Raw genomic sequence first — 1,196 nt, forward strand, 5'->3', positions numbered from 1 at the left:
CTCCAGGTTGGATTAGAGTCCGTTCCCAATGAGGACGGACGGCATGAAGCGAAAGCGTTTTTCTGAAGAACAGATCATCGGCGTTTTGAAGGAGCAGGAGGCTGGGGCGAAGGGTGCCGATCTCGCCTGCAAACACGGGGTTTCCGAGGCGACGCTGTACAATTGGAAAGCCGAGTACGGCGGCATGGACGTGTCTGACGCCAAGCGCTTGAAGGCTCTCGAAGACGAGAATGTGAAGCTGAAGAAGCTGTTGGCTGAACAGATGCTGGATGCAGCAGCCCTGCGGGAACTGCTCGCAAAAAATGGTAGGGCCCGTCGCCAAGCGCGAAGCCGTCGCGCATCTGCGGGCCGTCATGGACCTGTCGGAGCGGCGGGCCTGCCGGATCATCGACGCCGACCGCACGATGGTTCGCTACCAGTCGCGCAGACCGCCGGAGGCGGAGCTTCGCGGCAAGTTGCGCGATCTCGCCAACGAGCGTCGTCGTTTCGGCTGTCGCCGACTCTTCGTCCTCTTACGGCGAGACGGTGAGCCGTCGGGGATCAACCGCATCTACCGTCTCTATCGCGAAGAAGGGCTGACCGTGCGCAAACGCAGTGCCCGGCGGCGTGCCGTAGGAACGCGAGCGCCGATCCTCGTCGAAGCCAGGTTGAATGCCCGCTGGTCGCTGGACTTCGTACACGACCAGTTTGCCTGCGGGCGGCGCTTCCGCATTCTCAACATCGTGGACGATGTCACGCGAGAATGCCTCGCAGCGATCCCGGATACGTCGATCTCCGGTCGCCGTGTTGCCCGTGAACTGACGGCGTTGATCGCCGTGCGAGGCAAGCCCGGCATGATCGTTTCCGATCACGGCACGGAGTTCACCTCGAATGCGATCCTCGCCTGGTCGAAGGATCACAAGGTAGAATGGCACTACATCGCTCCCGGCAAGCCGATGCAGAATGGCTTTGTAGAGAGCTTCAACGGGCGCATGCGCGACGAGCTTCTGAACGAAAGCCTCTTCCTGGGCCTCGATCATGCTCGTGAGCTGATCGCCACCTGGGTCAGCGACTTCAATACCCAGCGGCCACACTCGTCCCTCGGCTACCAGACCCCGGCGGACTTTGCCCGCACCATCATCGCAACCGGCACCGGCGCTCCGCTATCGGATGGCTCCGCACCTACGCCGGTTGCTCAACCAGCGCCCAACGGCGTA

At 62.1% G+C, this 1,196-nt stretch carries 1 protein-coding gene; it reads left to right on the forward strand.

Annotation, left to right across the window (positions count from 1 at the left end):
- Positions 1-43: 43 nt before the first annotated feature.
- Positions 44-1,196 (forward strand): IS3 family transposase gene (locus DYI37_RS19710; RefSeq protein WP_245414022.1). Its coding sequence is split into 2 segments (ribosomal slippage), with 1,155 coding nucleotides annotated over them: positions 44-300 and positions 299-1,196; the frame shifts between segments, so codons are not numbered across the junction. This gene is flagged as partial in the annotation.

It is taken from the genome of Fulvimarina endophytica, assembly GCF_003403015.1.
Taxonomy (GTDB): Bacteria; Pseudomonadota; Alphaproteobacteria; order Rhizobiales; family Rhizobiaceae; genus Fulvimarina; species Fulvimarina endophytica.